Here is a 17,107-nt window from a genome sequence, read left to right on the forward strand (position 1 = left end):
ACCGAGAACCAGAACTTGGTCAGGTGGATGCCCGACTCCACCAGCATCTTCTCGAACACCGGGGCCTGGACCATGAAGTCCTCGTACTCCGCGTCCGAGCAGAAGCCCATCACCCGCTCCACGTTGGCCCGGTTGTACCAGGAGCGGTCGAACATCACGATCTCCCCGGCGGTGGGCAGGTGGCCGATGTAGCGCTGGAAGTACCACTGCCCCCGCTCCCGGTCGGAGGGCTTGGTGAGGGCCACCACCCGGGCCGCGCGCGGGTTCAGGTGCTCGGTGAAGCGCTTGATCGTCCCGCCCTTGCCGGCCGCGTCGCGGCCCTCGAACACGATGACGTGCTTGAGGTCGTGGTCCTGGCCCCAGTACTGGAACTTCAGCAGCTCGATCTGCAGCCGGTACTTCTCCAGCTCGTACTCCTCCCGGTCCAGCCGCTCCTCGTAGGGGTAGTCCTCCCGCCAGGTCTGCACCGCCGAGCCCCCCGGGTCGATCAGGTCCGGGTCCGGCGACTGCCCGTCCCGCACCGTGTAGCCCTGATCGACCAGCTTGTCGATGAACTCCCGCAGGTTCTCCCGGACCGGTTCCATGTCCTCGTTCACCGCAGACCTCCTTCCGGGCCCGTCCGACCCCTTTCCCCGCAGTCTAGGCCCGGTCCCGCAGCCCGGGGGCCCGGACCGCCCGGCCCGCCGCGGCCCCGCCGCGGAGCCCGTTCACTAGACTGGTCGAGCCGGTGCACGTCCGGCCGACTCGCACGCCGCCGACCCGGAGGAGACTGTACGGATGAAGATCGGACTGCTGACCAGCGGCGGGGACTGCCCCGGGCTCAACGCGGTGATCCGGGCGGCGGTGCTGCACGGGATCAAGAGCCACGGCCACGAGTTCGTGGGCTTCCGCGACGGCTGGCGCGGGGTGGTGGAGGGCGACATCATGGACCTGCCCCGCACCCGGGTGCGGGGGCTGGCCCGGGAGGGCGGCACCATCCTGGGCACCTCCCGCACCAACCCCTACGACGGTCCCGGCGGCGGGCCGGAGAAGATCGCCGTGATGCTCGAACGCCACCACATCGACGCGATCGTGGCCATCGGCGGGGAGGGCACCCTGGCCGGGGCGAAGCGTCTGGCCGAGGCCGGGCTGCCGGTGGTGGGGGTGCCCAAGACCATCGACAACGACCTGCAGGCCACCGACTACACCTTCGGCTTCGACACCGCCGTGCAGATCGCCACCGACGCGATGGACCGGCTGCGCACCACCGGGGAGTCCCACCACCGCTGCATGGTCGCCGAGGTCATGGGCCGCCACGTCGGGTGGATCGCCCTGCACTCGGGGATGTCCGCCGGGGCGCACGCGGTGCTGATCCCCGAGCAGTCGGTGTCCATGGAGCAGGTCTGCGCCTGGGTCACCGAGGTGCACGAGCGCGGCCGCTCCCCGCTGGTGGTCGTGGCCGAGGGCTTCATCCCCGAGGGCCACGGCGACGTGCTCGCCGGCAAGGGCACCGAGGCCTCCGGACGGCCCCGGCTGGGCGGGGTCGGGGAGTACGTCACCGAGCAGATCGAGGCCGCCACCGGGATCGAGACCCGCAACACGATCCTGGGCCACATCCAGCGCGGCGGGGCCCCCACCGGCTTCGACCGGGTCCTGGCCACCCGCTTCGGGCTGGCCGCCGTGGACCTGGTCACCGACAAGGGCTGGGGCCAGATGGTCGCCATCCGCGGCACCGACATGGTCCGGGTGCCCTTCGGCGAGGCCCTGGCCGGGCTCAAGACCGTGCCCCAGCACCGCTGGGACGAGGCCCGGGTCCTCTTCGGCCGTTGAGGCCGCCGGCCGGAGGGCGCGCCGCTGCGGGTCTCGGACCTGCGGACCGGGGCGTTCTCCGGCCCGCCAGGGCCCGGACGGGACACGCACCGGCGCCGCCCCCGCGGTCCGGCGGTGCGCACCGGGACTCCGGAGGGCCTGCCGGGGGCCGTCCGGCACCACCCTGCGGAATCCGTGCTAGGGGCGCTCGCCCCGGGGGCCGCGGAGGAAGCCGGACTGCCGCCCGACCACCTGGCCGGCGTCGGGCTGGACCACGACCTGCTGGGCGGCGGCCCAGCGCTGCTCGCCGTCGGTGACGAGGAGCCGGGCCTCGGGGTCGGCGGTGCGCTTGAGCACGGCCAGCGCGATGGGGCCCTGCTCGTGGTGCAGCTGCACGGAGGTGACCCGGCCGACGGTCCGCTCGCCCGCGAGGACCTCGGCGCCCGGGGAGGGCAGCGTGTGCTCGGAGCCGTCGAGGTCGAGCAGCACGAGCCGCCGGGGCGGGTGGCCCAGGTTGTGCACGCGGGCCACGGTCTCCTGCCCCTTGTAGCAGCCCTTCTGCAGGTGCACGGCGGTGCGCAGGAGGTCGAGTTCGTGCGGGATCGTCCGCTCGTCCGTCTCGGCCCCCCAGCGCGGGCGCCAGGCGGCGATCCGCAGCGCCTCGGCCGCCCACGCGCCGGCGAGGGGCAGCTCGCGGGTCAGGGCGTGCAGCTCGGCGCGGGGCACCAGGTGCTCCCACCAGGTGCGCTCCTCCCCCGGGTGCGGACCGTCGAGGGCCGCGTAGCTCCATCCGCCCGGGGCGACCCCGGGCCAGGGGTCGCGCCAGGCCGGCCCGTCGCCCAGCGCGGGCACGGGAGCGGAGGCGCCGAGCACGGCCCACTCGCCGGAGCGGTCGGCCACCTCCACGCGCAGCGCGAAGCGCATGGACTCCAGCCACGCGACCAGCGGGGCGGTCTCGTCGGCCTCGGTGATCAGCCACGTGCTGGTGCCGTCGTCCACGACGTGCGGCGCGGTCTCGACGCGCCCCTGCACGGAGAGGAAGAGGGTCTCGGCGCTGCCGCCCGGGGCGAGCCCGGTGAGCACCTGCGAGGAGAGCGTGGTCAGCCAGCTGAGGCGGTCCGGACCGGTGACGGTGACGACGCCCTTCTGGGAGAGGTCGACCACGGTGCCGGGGGTGCGCACCAGGGCGCGCTGCTCGCGCAGCGGGTCGCCGTAGTGGGCGGCGACCCCACGGTCCAGGCCCTCGGCCTCGACGGCGCCCGGGCGTCCGAGCAGGGGCGAGCGGTAGGCGGTCACGGGGATCAGCCGACCTTCTTGAGCTGGGCGGAGGCGTGCGTGGCCAGCGGCTCGCCGAAGGCGGCCATGTCCCAGGCCCAGAACAGGTCGCCGTGGACCAGACCGTACATCCGGGTCGAGGAGCTGTACTGCTTGGCGCCCCGGGCGCGCACGACGGCGTCCGTGGCGAGGTCGATGCGGGGCCCCTTGATCTGGCCCACGTAGAGCTCGGCGATGCCACCGGGGTGCGTGAGGGTCACCAGGACGTCGAAGCCGCCGTCGCCGTTGCGCAGCCGTTCGACGTCCTCGGCGCCCTTGAGCACCGGCACGAGGTCCGGCGGGAGCATCCCGGGGCCGACGTCGCCGTCCTCCAGGGTGCGGTCGAGCTGCCAGAAGCCCTGCTCCACGGTGGCCGGGCGCATGGGCTGCCCCTCCTCGTCGAGGAGCGTGGTCTCGGCCCGGTACTCGAGGAACGGCAGGCCGTTCTGCTCGAAGGTCACGCGCTGCCGGAAGGGCCGCTGCTCGACCTCGCCGTAGCCCATGAAGCCGTCGCCCTCCCAGGCGCCCAGCAGCCAGGCGAACGGGACGAGCTCGGGAGTCAGATCCGAGGGGATCTCGATCGGCACGGAACTAGTGCTGTCCCTTGAACAGGCCGAGGATCACCTTGAGGGAGATCCCGGCGATGAACAGACCGGAGATGCCCAGCAGGACCAGGTAGAAGATCTCGAGTGCAAGCATGGTCCCTAAGCTACCACGGTGCTCACCAGGCGGGCCGTGAACAGGGCCCCCACGCCGAGGAACGCCACGGGGGTCACGCCGAGGGCCACCACCCCCCGCTTCGGCGAGCGCTTCGGGGCAGACGAGATGACCCGGGCGCCCACGACGGCCACGAGCGCGGCGACCACGGCGCCGACCACCACCAGTTGCACGGGGTCCGGGCCGGTCGCCCGGTAGTCGCTGGCCAGGGCGATCCAACCGGAGGAGCTGACCGTGGCGAGCACCCCCGCCGTGGAGGCGATCGTGGACTCCAGCCGGTGCTCGGCGCCCTCGCCGCGCACCAGCTCCGCCGCGAACACGGTCACCAGGGCCACCCCCACGACCGCGGGCAGCCACACGAGCTGCTGACCGGGCAGGGTCTGGACGAGCAGCGCGGCCACGACGCCGGCGGCGCTCATGATCACGTTGTGCCGGTGCCGGGCGGCGATGCCGGTGGCGGCGGGCCAGCCGAAGCCGATCACCAGGGACATCCCGGCGGCCAGGAGCAGCGGCGCGGGACCGGCGACCACGACCGCGGCCAGGGCCGCCGCCAGGCTGAGCACGCTGCACGCGGCGATCATGGCGTATCTCATGGCGATCGGATTCCTGCACTGTCGAGGGTCGGGGCCGGCGCCCGGACCGGCGCGACCGGGCGGACACGAGCAACGATAGCGGCTGGCCGGGAGAGGGGGCCGGGGCGCGCGGCGCCCCGCGTCGGGGCCGGGTCGCGCGGGCGGGGACCGGCGCCGACTTATACTGACAGCTCAGCCCGTACGCCAGAGTGGAGAAGCACGAGTGTTCCAGATCCTGATGCTGACCGACGCGGACGGTCCCTCGGCATCGGTGCTGCCGGCCCTCGACCTGCTCAACCACCGGGTGACGGTCGCCCCGACCCGCACCGTCTCGGGCAGCCTCGACGGCCGCCACCCCGACGTGGTGCTGCTGGACGGGCGCACCGACCTGATCACCGCGCGCAACCTCGCCCAGCTGCTCACCACGAAGGGCCTGGCGGCACCGCTGCTGATGGTCCTCACGGAGGGCGGGATGGCCGCGGTGGCCGCGAACTGGATGGTCGACGACGTGGTGCTCGACACCGCCGGCCCGGCGGAGGTCGAGGCCCGGCTGCGCCTGGCCTCCTCCCGCACGGCCGAGGCGCCCGAGGACGACACCCGGATCCGCGCGGGCTCGGTGGTCATCGACGACGCCGCCTATTCCGCCCACGTCAACGGTCAGCCGCTGAACCTGACCTACAAGGAGTTCGAGCTGCTGAAGTTCCTGGCCCAGCACTCCGGACGGGTCTTCACCCGCGCGCAGCTGCTGAGCGAGGTCTGGGGCTACGACTACTACGGCGGCACCCGCACCGTGGACGTGCACGTGCGGCGGCTGCGGGCCAAGCTGGGCGCCGACCACGAGCACCTGATCACCACGGTGCGTAACGTGGGCTACAGCTTCGCCACGAGCCGGAGCCGGGAGCACTGAGCACCGGCCCACCGGCCGGTCCGTTCCGCCGCCCCGTTCCGCAGGAGGTCCAGATGCCCCAGTCCGTGCCGTACGAGCTCGACCGCCCGGCCGTCGCCCCGGTCGAGGAGATCACGGGCCTCGCCTCCCGGGCCGAGGCCGCGGACGGCGACCCGCCGTTCTCCGACCAGACGCTCGTGGACCTGCGGAGCGCACCCGGCGGGCGGGTGCGCACGGTCCTCGCACGGGCCTCCGGCGGGGAGCTGCTCGGGGCGGCGGTCCGTGTCCGCGAGCCCGACGACGCCGCCGCGCTCGTGGAGCTCGTGGTGGACCCCGGGCACCGCCGCGGCGGGATCGGGGCGGTGCTGGCCGCGGTCCTGGCCGAGGAGACCGCGGACGCGGTCCGGGCGTGGGCCCACGGCGGCCACCCCGGCGCGGCGGCGCTGGCCGCCCGGCACGGACTGGTGCCGGTGCGCGACCTGCACCGCCTGCTCCGCCCGCTGGGCGGCGCGCCCGACCTGCCCCTGCCCGAGGCGATGCCCGCCGGCTACCGGCTGCGGGCCTTCGAGCCCGGCCGGGACGAGGACGAGTGGCTGCGCGTCAACGCGGCCGCGTTCGCCGGCCACCCCGAGCAGGGCCGGATGACCCTCGAGGACCTCCGGCAGCGGGAGGCCGAGCCCTGGTTCGACCCGGCGGGGTTCCTGCTGGCGGTCCGGTCCGGGGAGCCGGGCACCGTGGCCGGCTTCCACTGGACCAAGGTCCACCCCGGGGACGGCGAGCGCCCCGCCCTGGGCGAGGTCTACGCCGTGGGCGTCGCCCCCGAGCACCAGGCACCGGCCTGGGCCGGGCCCTGACCGCCGCGGGGGTCAACCACCTCGCCCGGCAGGGTCTGGGCGAGGTCATGCTCTACGTGGACGGCGACAACACCGCGGCGCTGCGGCTGTACGAGCGCCTGGGCTTCCGGCCCTGGCACCTCGACGTGATGTACGCCCGCGACGCCCCCGCCTGACCCATCCGCCCGCGCACCGGCCCGGTCCCGCACCGGCTCCACCAGACAGGATCACCATGACCACGCACCAGCAGGACGCCCCGCAGCCCGCGCCGGCCCCGCACCCGGCCGCATCCCCGGAGGCGGAGCCGGCGGCGCCGTCCGCGGACGGCGCCGCCGAGCTGGCCCACACCGCCGAGCTGGCCGACGCCGCCCGCGGGCACGGGGACCGCGACCGGATCGACGACCCCGTGCCCGCCGCCCGGCAGGTGCTGGAGGGCTCGCACGGGCCCGAGCGCTTCCTCGACCGGGAGGCGAGCTGGATCGCCTTCAACACCCGGGTCCTGGAGCTGGCGGAGGACCCGGACCTGTTCCTGCTGGAGCGGGTGCACTTCCTGTCCATCGTGGCCTCCAACCTGGACGAGTTCTTCATGGTCCGGGTCGCCGGTCTCAAGCGGCGCATCGCCACGGGCATCGCGCGGCCCGCGGCCTCGGGGCACTCCCCCGCGGAGCAGATGGCCACCATCGCGGTGCGCGCCCACGAGCTGCAGGAGCGCCACGCGCGGGCCTTCCACGACCTGGTCCGCCCCGAGCTGGCCCGGGAGGACATCCACCTCATCGGGTGGGAGGACCTCGACGACCCCACCCGGGAGCGGCTCACCCGGGACTTCCGCCGCAAGGTCTTCCCGATCCTCACGCCGCTGGCGGTGGACCCGGCCCACCCGTTCCCCTACATCTCCGGGCTCAGCCTCAACCTGGCCGTGATGGTCCGCAACCCGCAGTCGGGCAAGCGGCTGTTCGCCCGCGTCAAGGTCCCGGACCAGCTGCCCCGGCTGCTCTCGGTGGACGCGCCGGGCGCGGCCCGCACCCCGCACGGTCAGGCCCGCTTCATCCCGCTCGAGGACGTCATCGCCCAGCACCTGGACGACCTGTTCCCCGGGATGGAGGTCGAGGAGCACCAGGTGTTCCGGGTGACCCGCAACGAGGACCTGGAGGTCGAGGAGGACGACGCCGAGAACCTGCTGCAGGCCCTGGAGAAGGAGCTGCTGCGCCGCCGCTTCGGCCCGGCGGTGCGCCTGGAGGTCACGGACAGCATCAGCGCGGAGGTCCTCGAGCTGCTCGTCTCCGAGCTCGGCATCGACGAGTCCGAGATCTACCGCCTGCCCGCCCCGCTGGACCTGCGCGGGCTGGGGGTCATCGCCGGTGTGGACCGCCCGGAGCTGCACTATCCCCGCCACGTGGCGCACACCTCCCGCTACCTCAACGCCGCGGAGACCGCCAAGGCCGCCGACGTCTTCGCCGCGACCCGGTCCCGGGACGTGCTGCTGCACCACCCCTACGACTCCTTCGCCACCAGCGTGCAGGCCTTCCTGGAGCAGGCCGCCGCGGACCCGAAGGTCCAGGCGATCAAGCAGACCCTGTACCGCACCTCCGGGGACTCCCCGATCGTGGACGCGCTCATCGACGCCGCCGAGGCCGGCAAGCAGGTCCTGGCGCTGGTGGAGATCAAGGCCCGCTTCGACGAGCAGGCGAACATCTCCTGGGCCCGCAAGCTCGAGCAGGCCGGGGTGCACGTGGTCTACGGCATCGTGGGCCTGAAGACCCACTGCAAGCTCTCCCTCGTGGTGCGCCAGGACGACCAGGGGCTGCGCCGCTACGTGCACATCGGCACCGGCAACTACCACCCCTCCACCGCGCGCTTCTACGAGGACCTGGGCCTGCTCACCTGCGACCCGGAGGTCGGCGAGGACGTCTCACGGCTGTTCAACCAGCTCTCCGGCTACGCCCCGAAGACCACCTTCCAGCGCCTCCTGGTCGCCCCCCGCTCGGTGCGCTCCGGGCTCATCGACCTGGTCGAGGCCGAGATCCGCCACCACCGGGCCGGGCGGAAGGCCCGGATCCAGGTCAAGTGCAACTCGATCGTCGACGAGGCCGTCATCGACGCCCTCTACCGGGCGTCCCAGGCCGGGGTGCCCGTGGACGTGGTGGTGCGCGGGATCTGCGCGCTGCGCCCGGGGGTGCCGGGGCTGAGCGAGAACATCCGGGTCCGCTCGGTGCTGGGCCGGTTCCTGGAGCACTCGCGGGTCTTCGCGTTCTGCAACGCGGGGGAGCCGCTGGTCTACATCGGCTCGGCGGACATGATGCACCGCAACCTGGACCGCCGGGTGGAGACCCTCGTGCGGATCACGGACCCGCAGCAGGCCGAGTCCCTGGTGCGGCTGCTCGCCCGGTACGCCTCGGACGCCACGAGCAGCTGGCACCTGGGCGCGGACGGGGTCTGGACCCGTCACCACCGGGACGCCGAGGGGCGCCCGCTGGTGGACGTCCAGGAGCACCTCCTGCGCAGCCGGGCCCTGGGCCGCCCCACGATCTGAGCACCGGTACCATCGTGGAGGTGCCACCCGACGACCCCGGGCCGGGGCGCGGCGGTGCACCACGGACACGGGACGAGAGAGGGACCATGCCCAGGACCGCCGAGAACACCGCTCCGAGGACCACCGGAAAGGTCACCGGGAAGACCACTGAAAAGGCCACCGGGGCGTCCGACGGGAGGACCCCGGAGGAGACCGCCGAGAGGACCGCCGGGCGGGCCGCTCCGCGGGGCGGCGGGACGTCCGCGCGCCCCGCCGACGTGCTGGCGGCGGGGTGCCTGTGCTGGCGCCGGGCGGGCACCGGGGTGGAGGTCCTCCTCATCCACCGCCCCCGCTACGACGACTGGTCCTTCCCGAAGGGCAAGCAGGACGCCGGCGAGACCCTGCCCGAGACCGCCCACCGGGAGGTGGGCGAGGAGATCGGCCTGCTCCCGCGCCTGGGCGTCCCGCTGCCCACGATCCGCTACGACGTCAAGGACGGCGTGAAGGACGTGCGCTACTGGGCGGCGGAGTTCGGCCCCGGTGCCCGCCCCGTGCCCGACGGGCGCGAGGTCGACGAGGTCCGCTGGGTGGACCCCCGGACGGCGGCCCGGATGCTCACCAACCCCTCCGACCTCGAGCCCCTGGCCGCGCTCGTGGACCTGCACGCCCGCGGCGACCTCGCCACCCGTCCGGCGATCGTGGTGCGCCACGCCAAGGCCAAGCCGCGCTCGTCGTGGTCCCGGGCGGAGGGCGACCGGCCGCTGGCCGCGACCGGGAAGCGGCAGGCGCTGGCCGTGACCCGGCTCCTGCGGGCGTGGTCACCCGAGCGGATCGTCACCTCACCCTGGCTGCGCTGCCTGTCCACCGTGGTGCCCTACGCCCGCAAGGCCGGGATCACCGTGCGGGAGCGGCCCCAGCTGACCGAGGCGTCCCACAAGCGCCACCCCAAGAAGGCCGCCGCCGTGGTGCAGACCCTGTTCGACAAGGACGTCCCCGCCGCGCTGTGCACCCACCGCCCGGTGCTGCCGACCGTCCTCAAGGTGCTCGCCCGGCACATGACCCCCGAGCTCGCCGGGCAGCTGCCCGCCAAGGACCCGTACCTGACCCCGGGCGAGATGATCGTGCTCCAGATCTCCCGCCGGCACCGCCGGCGGGTGGTCTCCGTGGAGCTCGTGAAGCCCTTCGACGACTGACCCTTCCGCCTCCCTGCCCGAGGAGCCCCGCATGACCTCCCCCTCCCCCGTGCCCACGCCCGGGTCCGAGCCCGTGCCGACCCCGTACGAGGACCTCCTGCGCGAGGTCCTCGAGACGGGCGTGCACAAGCCGGACCGCACGGGCACCGGGACCCGCAGCGTCTTCGGCCGCCAGATCCGCTTCGACCTCGCGGACTCGTTCCCGCTGCTGACCACCAAGCGGGTGCACTTCCGTTCCCTGGCGCTGGAGCTGCTGTGGTTCCTGCGCGGGGACTCGAACGTGCGCTGGCTGCAGGAGCGCGGCGTGTCCATCTGGGACGAGTGGGCCGACGAGAACGGGGACCTCGGGCCCGTCTACGGGGTGCAGTGGCGCTCCTGGCCCACCCCCGGCGGCGGCTCGATCGACCAGATCGCGAAGGTCGTGGAGCAGATCCGCACGAACCCGGACTCCCGCCGGCACGTGGTGACGGCGTGGAACCCTGCCGAGGTGGACGAGATGGCGCTGCCGCCGTGCCACGCCCTCTTCCAGTTCTACGTGGAGCCCGCCGAGGACGGGCCGGGGCGGCTCTCGTGCCAGCTCTACCAGCGCTCGGCGGACATGTTCCTGGGCGTGCCGTTCAACATCGCCTCCTACGCCCTCCTCACCGTCATGGTGGCCCAGCAGACCGGCCTGGTGCCCGGCGAGTTCGTCTGGACCGGCGGGGACTGCCACGTCTACGACAACCACGTGGAGCAGGTCCGCGAGCAGCTCTCCCGCACGCCCTTCCCCTATCCAAGGCTGCGGCTGACCCGGCGGCCCGGCTCCCTGTTCGACTACGCCTACGAGGACTTCGAGGTCCTCGACTACCGCCACCACCCTGCGATCCCGGCGCCGGTGGCCGTATGAGCGCCCGCCCCGGACCGGACGTGCCGCAGGCCCCCGCGGGGACCGTCGGGGCGATCTGGGCGCAGACCGCCGAGGGCGTCATCGGCCGCGGCGGCACGATGCCCTGGTCCCTGCCGGAGGACCTGGCCTTCTTCCGGCGCACGACCACCGGCCACCCCGTGATCATGGGCCGGCGCACCTGGGAGTCGTTCCCCGAGCGCTTCCGTCCCCTGCCCGGGCGCACCAACATCGTGATCACCTCCGCCCCGGAGCGGGTGGTCCCCGGCGGCGGCGACGGCACCGTGCGCACCGCGCGGTCCTACCCCGAGGCCGTCGCGCTGGCGCGGAGCAGCCCCGGCGCGGAGCGGATCTGGGTGATCGGCGGCGGGGAGGTCTACCGGCAGGCCCTGGCCGACCCCCGGGACCCCGTGACGGAGGCGCTCGTGACGGTCATCGACCTCGCCGTGGAGGGGGACACGCACGCCCCCGTGCTCGGCGACGGGTGGACCACGGAGCCGGTCGTGGGACCCTCCGTCTCCCGCACCGGGCTCGGCTACCGGATCGACCGGCGCACCCGTACCTGAGCCGCGGGCCTGTTCCGTCCGTCCCGGCGCTCCGGTAGCGTGAACCGCACCACGACCAGGAGGACGACCGTGACCGCACCGCACCCCGACCCGGCGATCCGCGACGACGAGCAGCTGCGCGTCGTGGAGAACGCGGACCTCGACCGCTACGAGCTGTGGAACGGGGAGCAGTTCATCGGCTTCGAGGGCTTCCAGAGGCACGAGGACGGCACGGTCGAGCTGCAGCACACGATCATCGCCGAGCAGTTCGGCCGCCAGGGCTACGCCCGCACCCTCGTCACGCTGCTCCTGGAGCGCTTCCGGGCCCAGGGGACCACCGTGCGCCCGACGTGCACCTACGTCCAGGACTACCTGCACCGCTTCCCCCAGTACCAGGACCTCATCGCCGCCGGCAGTGCGCTGCCCCCCGCCCCGGCGGTCAAGGAGAAGCGGCGTCGCTGGGCCCTGCACCGCTCCCACTAGACTGGGGGCCATGACTTTTCGCTCGGGTGATCAGGTAGGGTTCGTCGGCTGGCGGGGCATGGTGGGCTCCGTGCTCATGCAGCGCATGCAGGAGGAGGGTGACTTCGCCGGCATCACCCCGGTGTTCTTCTCCACCTCGAGCGCCGGCCGGCCCGCTCCCTCGTTCGCCGGGGACGCCGGGGTGCTGCAGGACGCCTACGACCTCGAGTGCCTGGCCTCGCTCCCGGTGATCGTCACCGCCCAGGGCGGGGACTACACCAAGGCCGTGCACGGCGAGCTGCGCGCCGGCGGATGGGACGGGCTGTGGATCGACGCCGCCTCGACCCTGCGGATGAACGACGACGCCATCATCGTGCTGGACCCGGTCAACCGCGACGTCATCGACCGGGGCCTCGAGGCCGGCGTGAAGGACTTCGTGGGCGGCAACTGCACGGTCTCCTGCCTGCTCGTGGGCCTGGGCGGGCTGTTCCGCAACGACCTCGTCGAGTGGGCCACGTCCATGACCTACCAGGCGGCCTCCGGCGGCGGGGCCCGGCACATGCGCGAGGTGCTCACGCAGTTCGGGGCCCTGCACGGCGCCGTGGCCGACCAGCTCGCCGACCCCGCCTCCGCGATCCTGGAGATCGACCGCGGGGTTCTCGAGACCCAGCGCGGCGACGCCCTGGACAGCTCGATGTTCGGCGCGCCCCTCTCCGGCTCCCTGATCCCCTGGATCGACGCCGACCTCGGCAACGGGCAGTCCCGTGAGGAGTGGAAGTCCGCGGCCGAGACGAACAAGATCCTCGGCCGCACGGACCGCTTCGCCCAGGACTGGGTGCCCATGGACGGGCTGTGCGTGCGCATCGCCACGATGCGCTCGCACTCCCAGGCCCTGACGCTCAAGCTGCGGGAGGACCTGCCGGTGGAGGAGATCGAGCGGATCATCGACGCCGACAACGAGTGGGCCACCGTGGTGCCCAACACGAAGGAGGACACGATGCGGGCCCTGACCCCCGTGGCGACCTCCGGGACGCTGCAGATCCCCGTGGGCCGGATCCGCAAGCTCGCCATGGGCCCGGAGTACATCAGCGCCTTCACGATCGGCGACCAGCTGCTGTGGGGCGCGGCCGAGCCGCTGCGCCGCATGCTGCGCATCGCCACCGGCACCCTCTAGCCGTGGCCGGGACCGGGGTGCCCGCGGGGCTGGCCGTCGATCCGGCCGATCCGCGCCCGCCCTACGAGCAGCTGCGGCAGGCGGTGCTGCGGGGCCGGGAGGACGGCACGCTCCCGGCGGGCACCCGGCTCCCGCCGGTGCGCCGGCTCGCCGAGGCGCTCGGTCTCGCGACGAACACCGTGGCCAAGGCTACCGGGAGCTGGAGTCCGCCGGCGTGATCGAGACCCGCGGCCGCCTGGGCAGCTTCGTGCGCGCCGGGGACCGCGGCGAGGAGCTGGCCGTCGAGGCCGCCCGCCGCTACGCCGAGACGGTCGCCGGGCTCGGGATCCCGTCCGCACGGGCCCTGGAGCTCGTCGCCGCGCAGCTGCGCCGGTCCGGCTGAGCCCCGGCCGGGCTCAGGCCCCGGGACTGCGCAGGTGACGCGGCCCCGGCACCAGCCCGGCCGGGCCGGTCAGCGCCCGGCGGTGCCGGCCCTCCGCGGTGCGGGCCAGCCACCACCGCCACCAGCGCATGACCTGCCCCTTGGCCCACACGTTGAGCCGGTGCGCCCAGTGGTACTCGGTGCTCCAGATGCCCAGGCCCAGGAAGATCGCCAGCCACCCCGGTCCCGGGGCGACGAGCATGACCAGCCCGGCCAGCACGAACACCCCGCCGAGGACCGTCACGACGGTCTTGTAGGCGACGAAGATCAGCGGGTGGCCCCGGGCCCAGGTGCGCACCCGGCCCAGCGTCCGGCGCACCCGGCCCTCGGAGTCCTCCCCCTGGGCGATCTCGTCCTCGAGGCTGCTCACCGCGGCCGCCTCAGACCCCGGTGCCCACGATGACGGGCTCCGCGACCAGGTCGACCCCGTAGACCGAGGCCACGCCGTCGCGCACGGTGCGGGCCAGGGCCATGAGGTCGGCCGCGGAGGCGTCCCCGCGGTTGGTCAGCGCGAGCGTGTGCTTGGTGGAGAGCGAGGCCCGGCCCCCGGCGACCGCGGCGCCGTCGAGGTCCAGCACCTCGTTGCGCGTCCCGGGCAGCCCGAAGCCCTTGCCGAAGCCGGCGTGGTCGATGAGCCAGGCGGCCGAGAGCTTGACCCGGTCCTCCAGCGGGTGCCCGGCGGCGTCCACCACGGGGAACCGGGGGGCGTCGGCGGGCAGCCGGTCCCCGAGCGCGGCCGCGGGGAGGATCGGGTTGGTGAAGAACGAGCCGGTGCTGTACGTGTCCCGGTCGGCGGGGTCGAGCACCATGCCCTTGCCGGCCCGCAGGGCCAGGACCGTCTCGCGGACCCGCGCCAGCGGGGCCCGCTCCCCCACCTCGACGCCCAGCCGGCGGGCGAGCTCGCCGTAGCGGACGGGGGCGCTGTCCGTCCCGCGCGCGAGCCGGAAGCGCACGGCGAGGACCACGTGGCGGGGCGAGCCGTCCACGGTGCTGCGCTTGAGCGCCGAGTCGCGGTAGGCGAACGCCAGCTCGGCCGGGCCGAACTCCCGCACCCGGCGCTCGTGCCGGTCCCAGGCGCGCACGAGCTCCACGGTCTGGGCGACCTCCTGGCCGTAGGCGCCCACGTTCTGCACCGGGGTGGCGCCGGTGGTGCCCGGGATGCCGGAGAGCGCCTCGACGCCCACCAGCTCCTCGGCCACGGCCTGCGCCACGAACTCGTCCCAGGAGTGCCCGGCCTGGACCTCCAGGAGCACGCTGGCGGCGTCCTCCGCCACGACCTGCACGCCCCGGGAGGCCACGTGCACCACGGTGCCCGCGTACCCGGCGTCGGCCGTGATGAGGTTGGAGCCGCCGCCGACCACGAGCACGGCCCGCCCGGCGGCGTCGGCCTCCGCCACGGCCTCCACGACCGCCCGCTCGGTCTCCGCCCGCACGTAGTGCCGGGCGGGACCGCCGACGGCGGCGGTGGTGAGGTCTGCGAGGTGAGGGGTCGTCATGGCACCCAGTTTATCGGCCGTCCCGGGGCGAGCCGGCGCCGACGGCCCGCGGCGGCGCGGAGGGGGTCGCCGGGCGCAGGGCGGGGACCAGGAGCAGGGAGACGACGACGAACAGCGCCACGGCGCCCAGCGCCGGGCGCACCCCGACCGCGTCGCCGAGCAGGCCCAGCAGCGGCGGGCCGCCGAGGAAGGCGCCGTAGCCGATGGTCGAGACGACCGAGACGTTGGCGGCCGCGTTCTCGGTGTCGTCCGCGGCGGCGGACATGCCGACCGGGAAGCCGAGGGAGACCCCCAGGCCCCACACGAACAGTCCCGCCAGCCCGAGCCCCAGCCACGGGGAGAGCACGAACACGCCGAGGCCCGCCGCGGCCAGGGTGCCCGCCGCCCGGAGGATCGTCACCCGCCCGAACCGGTCGAGCAGCGGGGTCCCGGCGAGCCGGCCGGCGGTCATCGCGGTCACGAAGATCCCGTAGCCCAGGGCGCCGAGCGCCTCGGAGGTGCCGTAGCCCTGGGTCAGGGCGAGCGCCACCCAGTCGTTGGCCGCGCCCTCGGCGAGGGCCACGCCCAGCACGAAGAGCCCGACCACGAGGTTGCGCGGGGTGCGCCACGCGCCGCGCACCCCGTGCGTGCGCGGGGACGCGGCGGCGACGGCCTCGAGGTCCAGGGACCCGGTGTCGGTGCGCGGCTCCGGCCGGGCGCGGGGGTCCTCCCCCTGGAAGGAGCGCACCGCCGTGCGGACGAGCGCCAGGACCACCACGGCCATGACCCCCGTGTGCCAGGCCACCGGCACCCCGAGGGCCGCGGCGCCGGCGCCGATCCCCGCGCCGAGCACGGTGCCGACCGAGAAGAACGCGTGCATGACCGGCATGATCGTGCGGCCGAGCGCGCTCTCGCAGGCCACGCCCTCGACGTTGGCGGCCACGTTCCAGGTGGCCAGGCCGGTGCCGAAGAGCAGGAAGCCGGCCGTGGCCACGGGCAGGGACCCGGCCGCGGAGGCGCCGGCGCCGATGAGCACGAGCCCGGCCGCGACGAGGGCGGAGGTGAGGCGCAGGGCGCGGGCCGGGCCCAGCCGCGCCACCGTGACCCCGGACAGCGACACGGACACGAAGGCCGCCACCGTCTGGGTGAGCAGCAGCGCCCCCAGCCCGGCGGGCGAGAGCCCGAGTCCGTCGGCGATGGCGGGCAGGCGGGTCAGCCAGGCCGAGAGCGCCAGCCCCGAGGCGAGGTAGACGGCGAGGACCGCGTCCCGCCAGGACCTCATGCCAGCTGCACCACGGCTTGGGCCTTCACCAGCACCTTGAGCTGCGCGGCGGTCGCCGGGTCGGCGTCCGGCGCGGCGAGGTCGGGGGCGGTCACGGTGAGGTCGACGCGCGCGGTGCGGGCGGCGGCGTCGAGCGCCCCGATCCGCCCGCTGACCGTGAGCGCGGTGGAGGCCTCGACCGCGGTCCCGAAGCGGTTGGGCACCACGACCGGCTTGGTGAAGCGGGTCTGGTAGTCGACGACGGCGCCGGGGTCGCCGGCCCAGTCGGTGACGAGCTGCACGGCCGCCCCCATGGTGAGCATCCCGTGGGCGATGACGTCGGGCAGGTCCACGGCCCGGGCGAACTGCTCGTTCCAGTGGATGGGGTTGAGGTCCCCGGAGGCGCCGGCGTAGCGGACCAGGTCCGCGCGGGAGAGCTCGATGCGGCGCTGCCCGATCTCCTGGCCCTTCTCGAGGTCGTCGAAGGCGATGCTCATGCGTCCTGCTCCTCTCCGCGCACCAGCAGGGACGACACGGTGGTGGCGACCTGCTCGCCGTCCGCGGTGCGGATCTCGGCCCGGGACGTCACCATGGCGCCCGCGCCCATGGCCCGGACCTGGTCCACGTGCAGCTCGGCCACGAGCTCGTCGCCGGCGACGATCGGGCGGTGGTGGGTGAAGCGCTGGTCGGCGTGGACCACGCGCGAGAAGTCGATGCCGGCCTCGGGGTCGGCGATGAGCGCGGCGTCGGCGCGCTGGGCGACGACGATCGCGAACGTGGGGGGCGCCACGAGATCGGCGTGCCCGAGCGACCGGGCGGCCTCGACGTCGTGGTGGGCGGGGTGGCCGGCCTGGACGGCGCGGGCGAACTCGCGGATCGCCTCGCGGCCGACGCTGTAGGTCTCGGTCGGCGGATAGGTCCGCCCGACCAGATCGGGGTTCAGGGGCATGGCAGCTCCTCGCTGGACGGCGCCGCGCTGGAGCGGCAGGAACCCGCCCAGTCTACGGCGGGGCTCCTCGCCGTCGTGGCCCACCGTCCGGGCGCGTTCCGGCCGGTGGGCTCCCCGGCGGAGGG

20 protein-coding genes and 1 pseudogene are annotated in these 17,107 nt (G+C 74.4%); 12 read left to right on the forward strand and 9 right to left on the reverse strand.

The genetic code is table 11. The features are described 5' to 3' along the window. Positions 1 to 584: pseudogene (locus BJF77_RS07615) on the reverse strand (polyphosphate kinase 2); the annotation flags it as partial. 193 nt (positions 585 to 777) lie between these two features. Here BJF77_RS07615 and BJF77_RS07620 point away from each other — a divergent pair. Next, positions 778 to 1,809, forward strand: coding sequence for a 6-phosphofructokinase (locus BJF77_RS07620; protein WP_047803678.1), 1,032 nt, complete (start codon positions 778 to 780; stop codon positions 1,807 to 1,809). 177 nt (positions 1,810 to 1,986) lie between these two features. Here the strand turns inward: BJF77_RS07620 and BJF77_RS07625 are convergent, their stop codons facing one another. The 3 genes from BJF77_RS07625 to BJF77_RS07635 form a co-directional block, all read right to left on the reverse strand. Then, positions 1,987 to 3,084, reverse strand: coding sequence for a folate-binding protein YgfZ (locus BJF77_RS07625; RefSeq protein ID WP_075871769.1), 1,098 nt, complete (start codon positions 3,082 to 3,084; stop codon positions 1,987 to 1,989). A gap of 5 nt (positions 3,085 to 3,089) precedes the next feature. Next, complete coding sequence (locus BJF77_RS07630) at positions 3,090 to 3,689, reverse strand: FABP family protein (RefSeq protein ID WP_075871770.1); 600 nt, start codon at positions 3,687 to 3,689, stop codon at positions 3,090 to 3,092. Positions 3,690 to 3,806: 117 nt separating this feature from the next. Beyond that, a complete protein-coding gene (locus BJF77_RS07635; protein ID WP_047803681.1) occupies positions 3,807 to 4,412 on the reverse strand; it encodes a hypothetical protein in 606 nt (201 codons plus the stop codon). Positions 4,413 to 4,614: 202 nt separating this feature from the next. On the opposite strand from BJF77_RS07635, the gene BJF77_RS07640 reads away from it, so the two are divergent. The 11 genes from BJF77_RS07640 to BJF77_RS22560 all read left to right on the forward strand — a co-directional run bounded on the left by BJF77_RS07640 (position 4,615) and on the right by BJF77_RS22560 (position 13,258). Next, positions 4,615 to 5,298: a response regulator transcription factor gene (locus BJF77_RS07640; protein ID WP_139318471.1), complete on the forward strand. Its 684-nt coding sequence runs from the start codon at positions 4,615 to 4,617 to the stop codon at positions 5,296 to 5,298. A gap of 53 nt (positions 5,299 to 5,351) precedes the next feature. After that, complete coding sequence (gene mshD, locus BJF77_RS07645) at positions 5,352 to 6,131, forward strand: mycothiol synthase (RefSeq protein WP_255396178.1); 780 nt, start codon at positions 5,352 to 5,354, stop codon at positions 6,129 to 6,131. Further along, positions 6,128 to 6,286, forward strand: a complete 159-nt coding sequence (locus BJF77_RS21545; protein ID WP_255396180.1) for a GNAT family N-acetyltransferase — start codon at positions 6,128 to 6,130, stop codon at positions 6,284 to 6,286. Before mshD ends, BJF77_RS21545 begins: the two co-directional genes overlap by 4 nt. Positions 6,287 to 6,342: 56 nt before the next feature. After that, entirely contained in the window at positions 6,343 to 8,640 is a 2,298-nt protein-coding gene (locus BJF77_RS07650; protein ID WP_139318472.1) for an RNA degradosome polyphosphate kinase, read from the forward strand. 86 nt (positions 8,641 to 8,726) lie between these two features. Further along, positions 8,727 to 9,812, forward strand: coding sequence for an NUDIX hydrolase (locus BJF77_RS07655; protein ID WP_083665023.1), 1,086 nt, complete (start codon positions 8,727 to 8,729; stop codon positions 9,810 to 9,812). A gap of 31 nt (positions 9,813 to 9,843) precedes the next feature. After that, positions 9,844 to 10,698: a thymidylate synthase gene (locus BJF77_RS07660; protein ID WP_047803683.1), complete on the forward strand. Its 855-nt coding sequence runs from the start codon at positions 9,844 to 9,846 to the stop codon at positions 10,696 to 10,698. Next, positions 10,695 to 11,261 (forward strand): dihydrofolate reductase, encoded by a 567-nt coding sequence (locus BJF77_RS07665; RefSeq protein ID WP_075871771.1) that lies wholly within the window; start codon positions 10,695 to 10,697, stop codon positions 11,259 to 11,261. The genes BJF77_RS07660 and BJF77_RS07665 overlap by 4 nt, the downstream gene beginning before the upstream one ends. A gap of 69 nt (positions 11,262 to 11,330) precedes the next feature. Next, the gene (locus BJF77_RS07670) at positions 11,331 to 11,723 is read left to right on the forward strand and encodes a GNAT family N-acetyltransferase (protein WP_047803685.1); all 393 of its coding nucleotides are present in this window, start codon (positions 11,331 to 11,333) and stop codon (positions 11,721 to 11,723) included. 10 nt (positions 11,724 to 11,733) lie between these two features. Further along, complete coding sequence (gene asd / locus BJF77_RS07675) at positions 11,734 to 12,876, forward strand: aspartate-semialdehyde dehydrogenase (protein ID WP_075871772.1); 1,143 nt, start codon at positions 11,734 to 11,736, stop codon at positions 12,874 to 12,876. A gap of 2 nt (positions 12,877 to 12,878) precedes the next feature. After that, complete coding sequence (locus tag BJF77_RS22555; protein ID WP_369821373.1) at positions 12,879 to 13,094, forward strand: GntR family transcriptional regulator; 216 nt, start codon at positions 12,879 to 12,881, stop codon at positions 13,092 to 13,094. Continuing rightward, positions 13,091 to 13,258 (forward strand): hypothetical protein, encoded by a 168-nt coding sequence (locus BJF77_RS22560; RefSeq protein ID WP_369821374.1) that lies wholly within the window; start codon positions 13,091 to 13,093, stop codon positions 13,256 to 13,258. The genes BJF77_RS22555 and BJF77_RS22560 overlap by 4 nt, the downstream gene beginning before the upstream one ends. 13 nt (positions 13,259 to 13,271) lie before the next feature. On the opposite strand, the gene BJF77_RS07685 is transcribed toward BJF77_RS22560, so the two are convergent. The 5 genes from BJF77_RS07685 to BJF77_RS07705 are packed head-to-tail and all read right to left on the reverse strand — an operon-like array spanning position 13,272 to position 16,982. After that, on the reverse strand, positions 13,272 to 13,667 hold the full coding sequence (locus BJF77_RS07685; RefSeq protein WP_047803688.1) for a PGPGW domain-containing protein: 396 nt from the start codon (positions 13,665 to 13,667) through the stop codon (positions 13,272 to 13,274). 10 nt (positions 13,668 to 13,677) lie between these two features. Next, positions 13,678 to 14,793, reverse strand: a complete 1,116-nt coding sequence (locus BJF77_RS07690) for a UDP-N-acetylmuramate dehydrogenase (protein WP_075871773.1) — start codon at positions 14,791 to 14,793, stop codon at positions 13,678 to 13,680. A 10-nt stretch (positions 14,794 to 14,803) separates the two neighbouring features. Then, complete coding sequence (locus BJF77_RS07695; RefSeq protein WP_075871774.1) at positions 14,804 to 16,054, reverse strand: MFS transporter; 1,251 nt, start codon at positions 16,052 to 16,054, stop codon at positions 14,804 to 14,806. Next, positions 16,051 to 16,530, reverse strand: coding sequence for a MaoC family dehydratase (locus BJF77_RS07700; RefSeq protein WP_075871775.1), 480 nt, complete (start codon positions 16,528 to 16,530; stop codon positions 16,051 to 16,053). The genes BJF77_RS07695 and BJF77_RS07700 overlap by 4 nt, the downstream gene beginning before the upstream one ends. Next, on the reverse strand, positions 16,527 to 16,982 hold the full coding sequence (locus BJF77_RS07705) for a MaoC family dehydratase N-terminal domain-containing protein (RefSeq protein WP_047803692.1): 456 nt from the start codon (positions 16,980 to 16,982) through the stop codon (positions 16,527 to 16,529). Before BJF77_RS07705 ends, BJF77_RS07700 begins: the two co-directional genes overlap by 4 nt. Positions 16,983 to 17,107 lie beyond the last annotated feature (125 nt).

The organism is Kocuria sp. CNJ-770 (assembly GCF_001942375.1).
Taxonomy (GTDB): domain Bacteria; phylum Actinomycetota; class Actinomycetes; order Actinomycetales; family Micrococcaceae; genus Kocuria; species Kocuria oceani.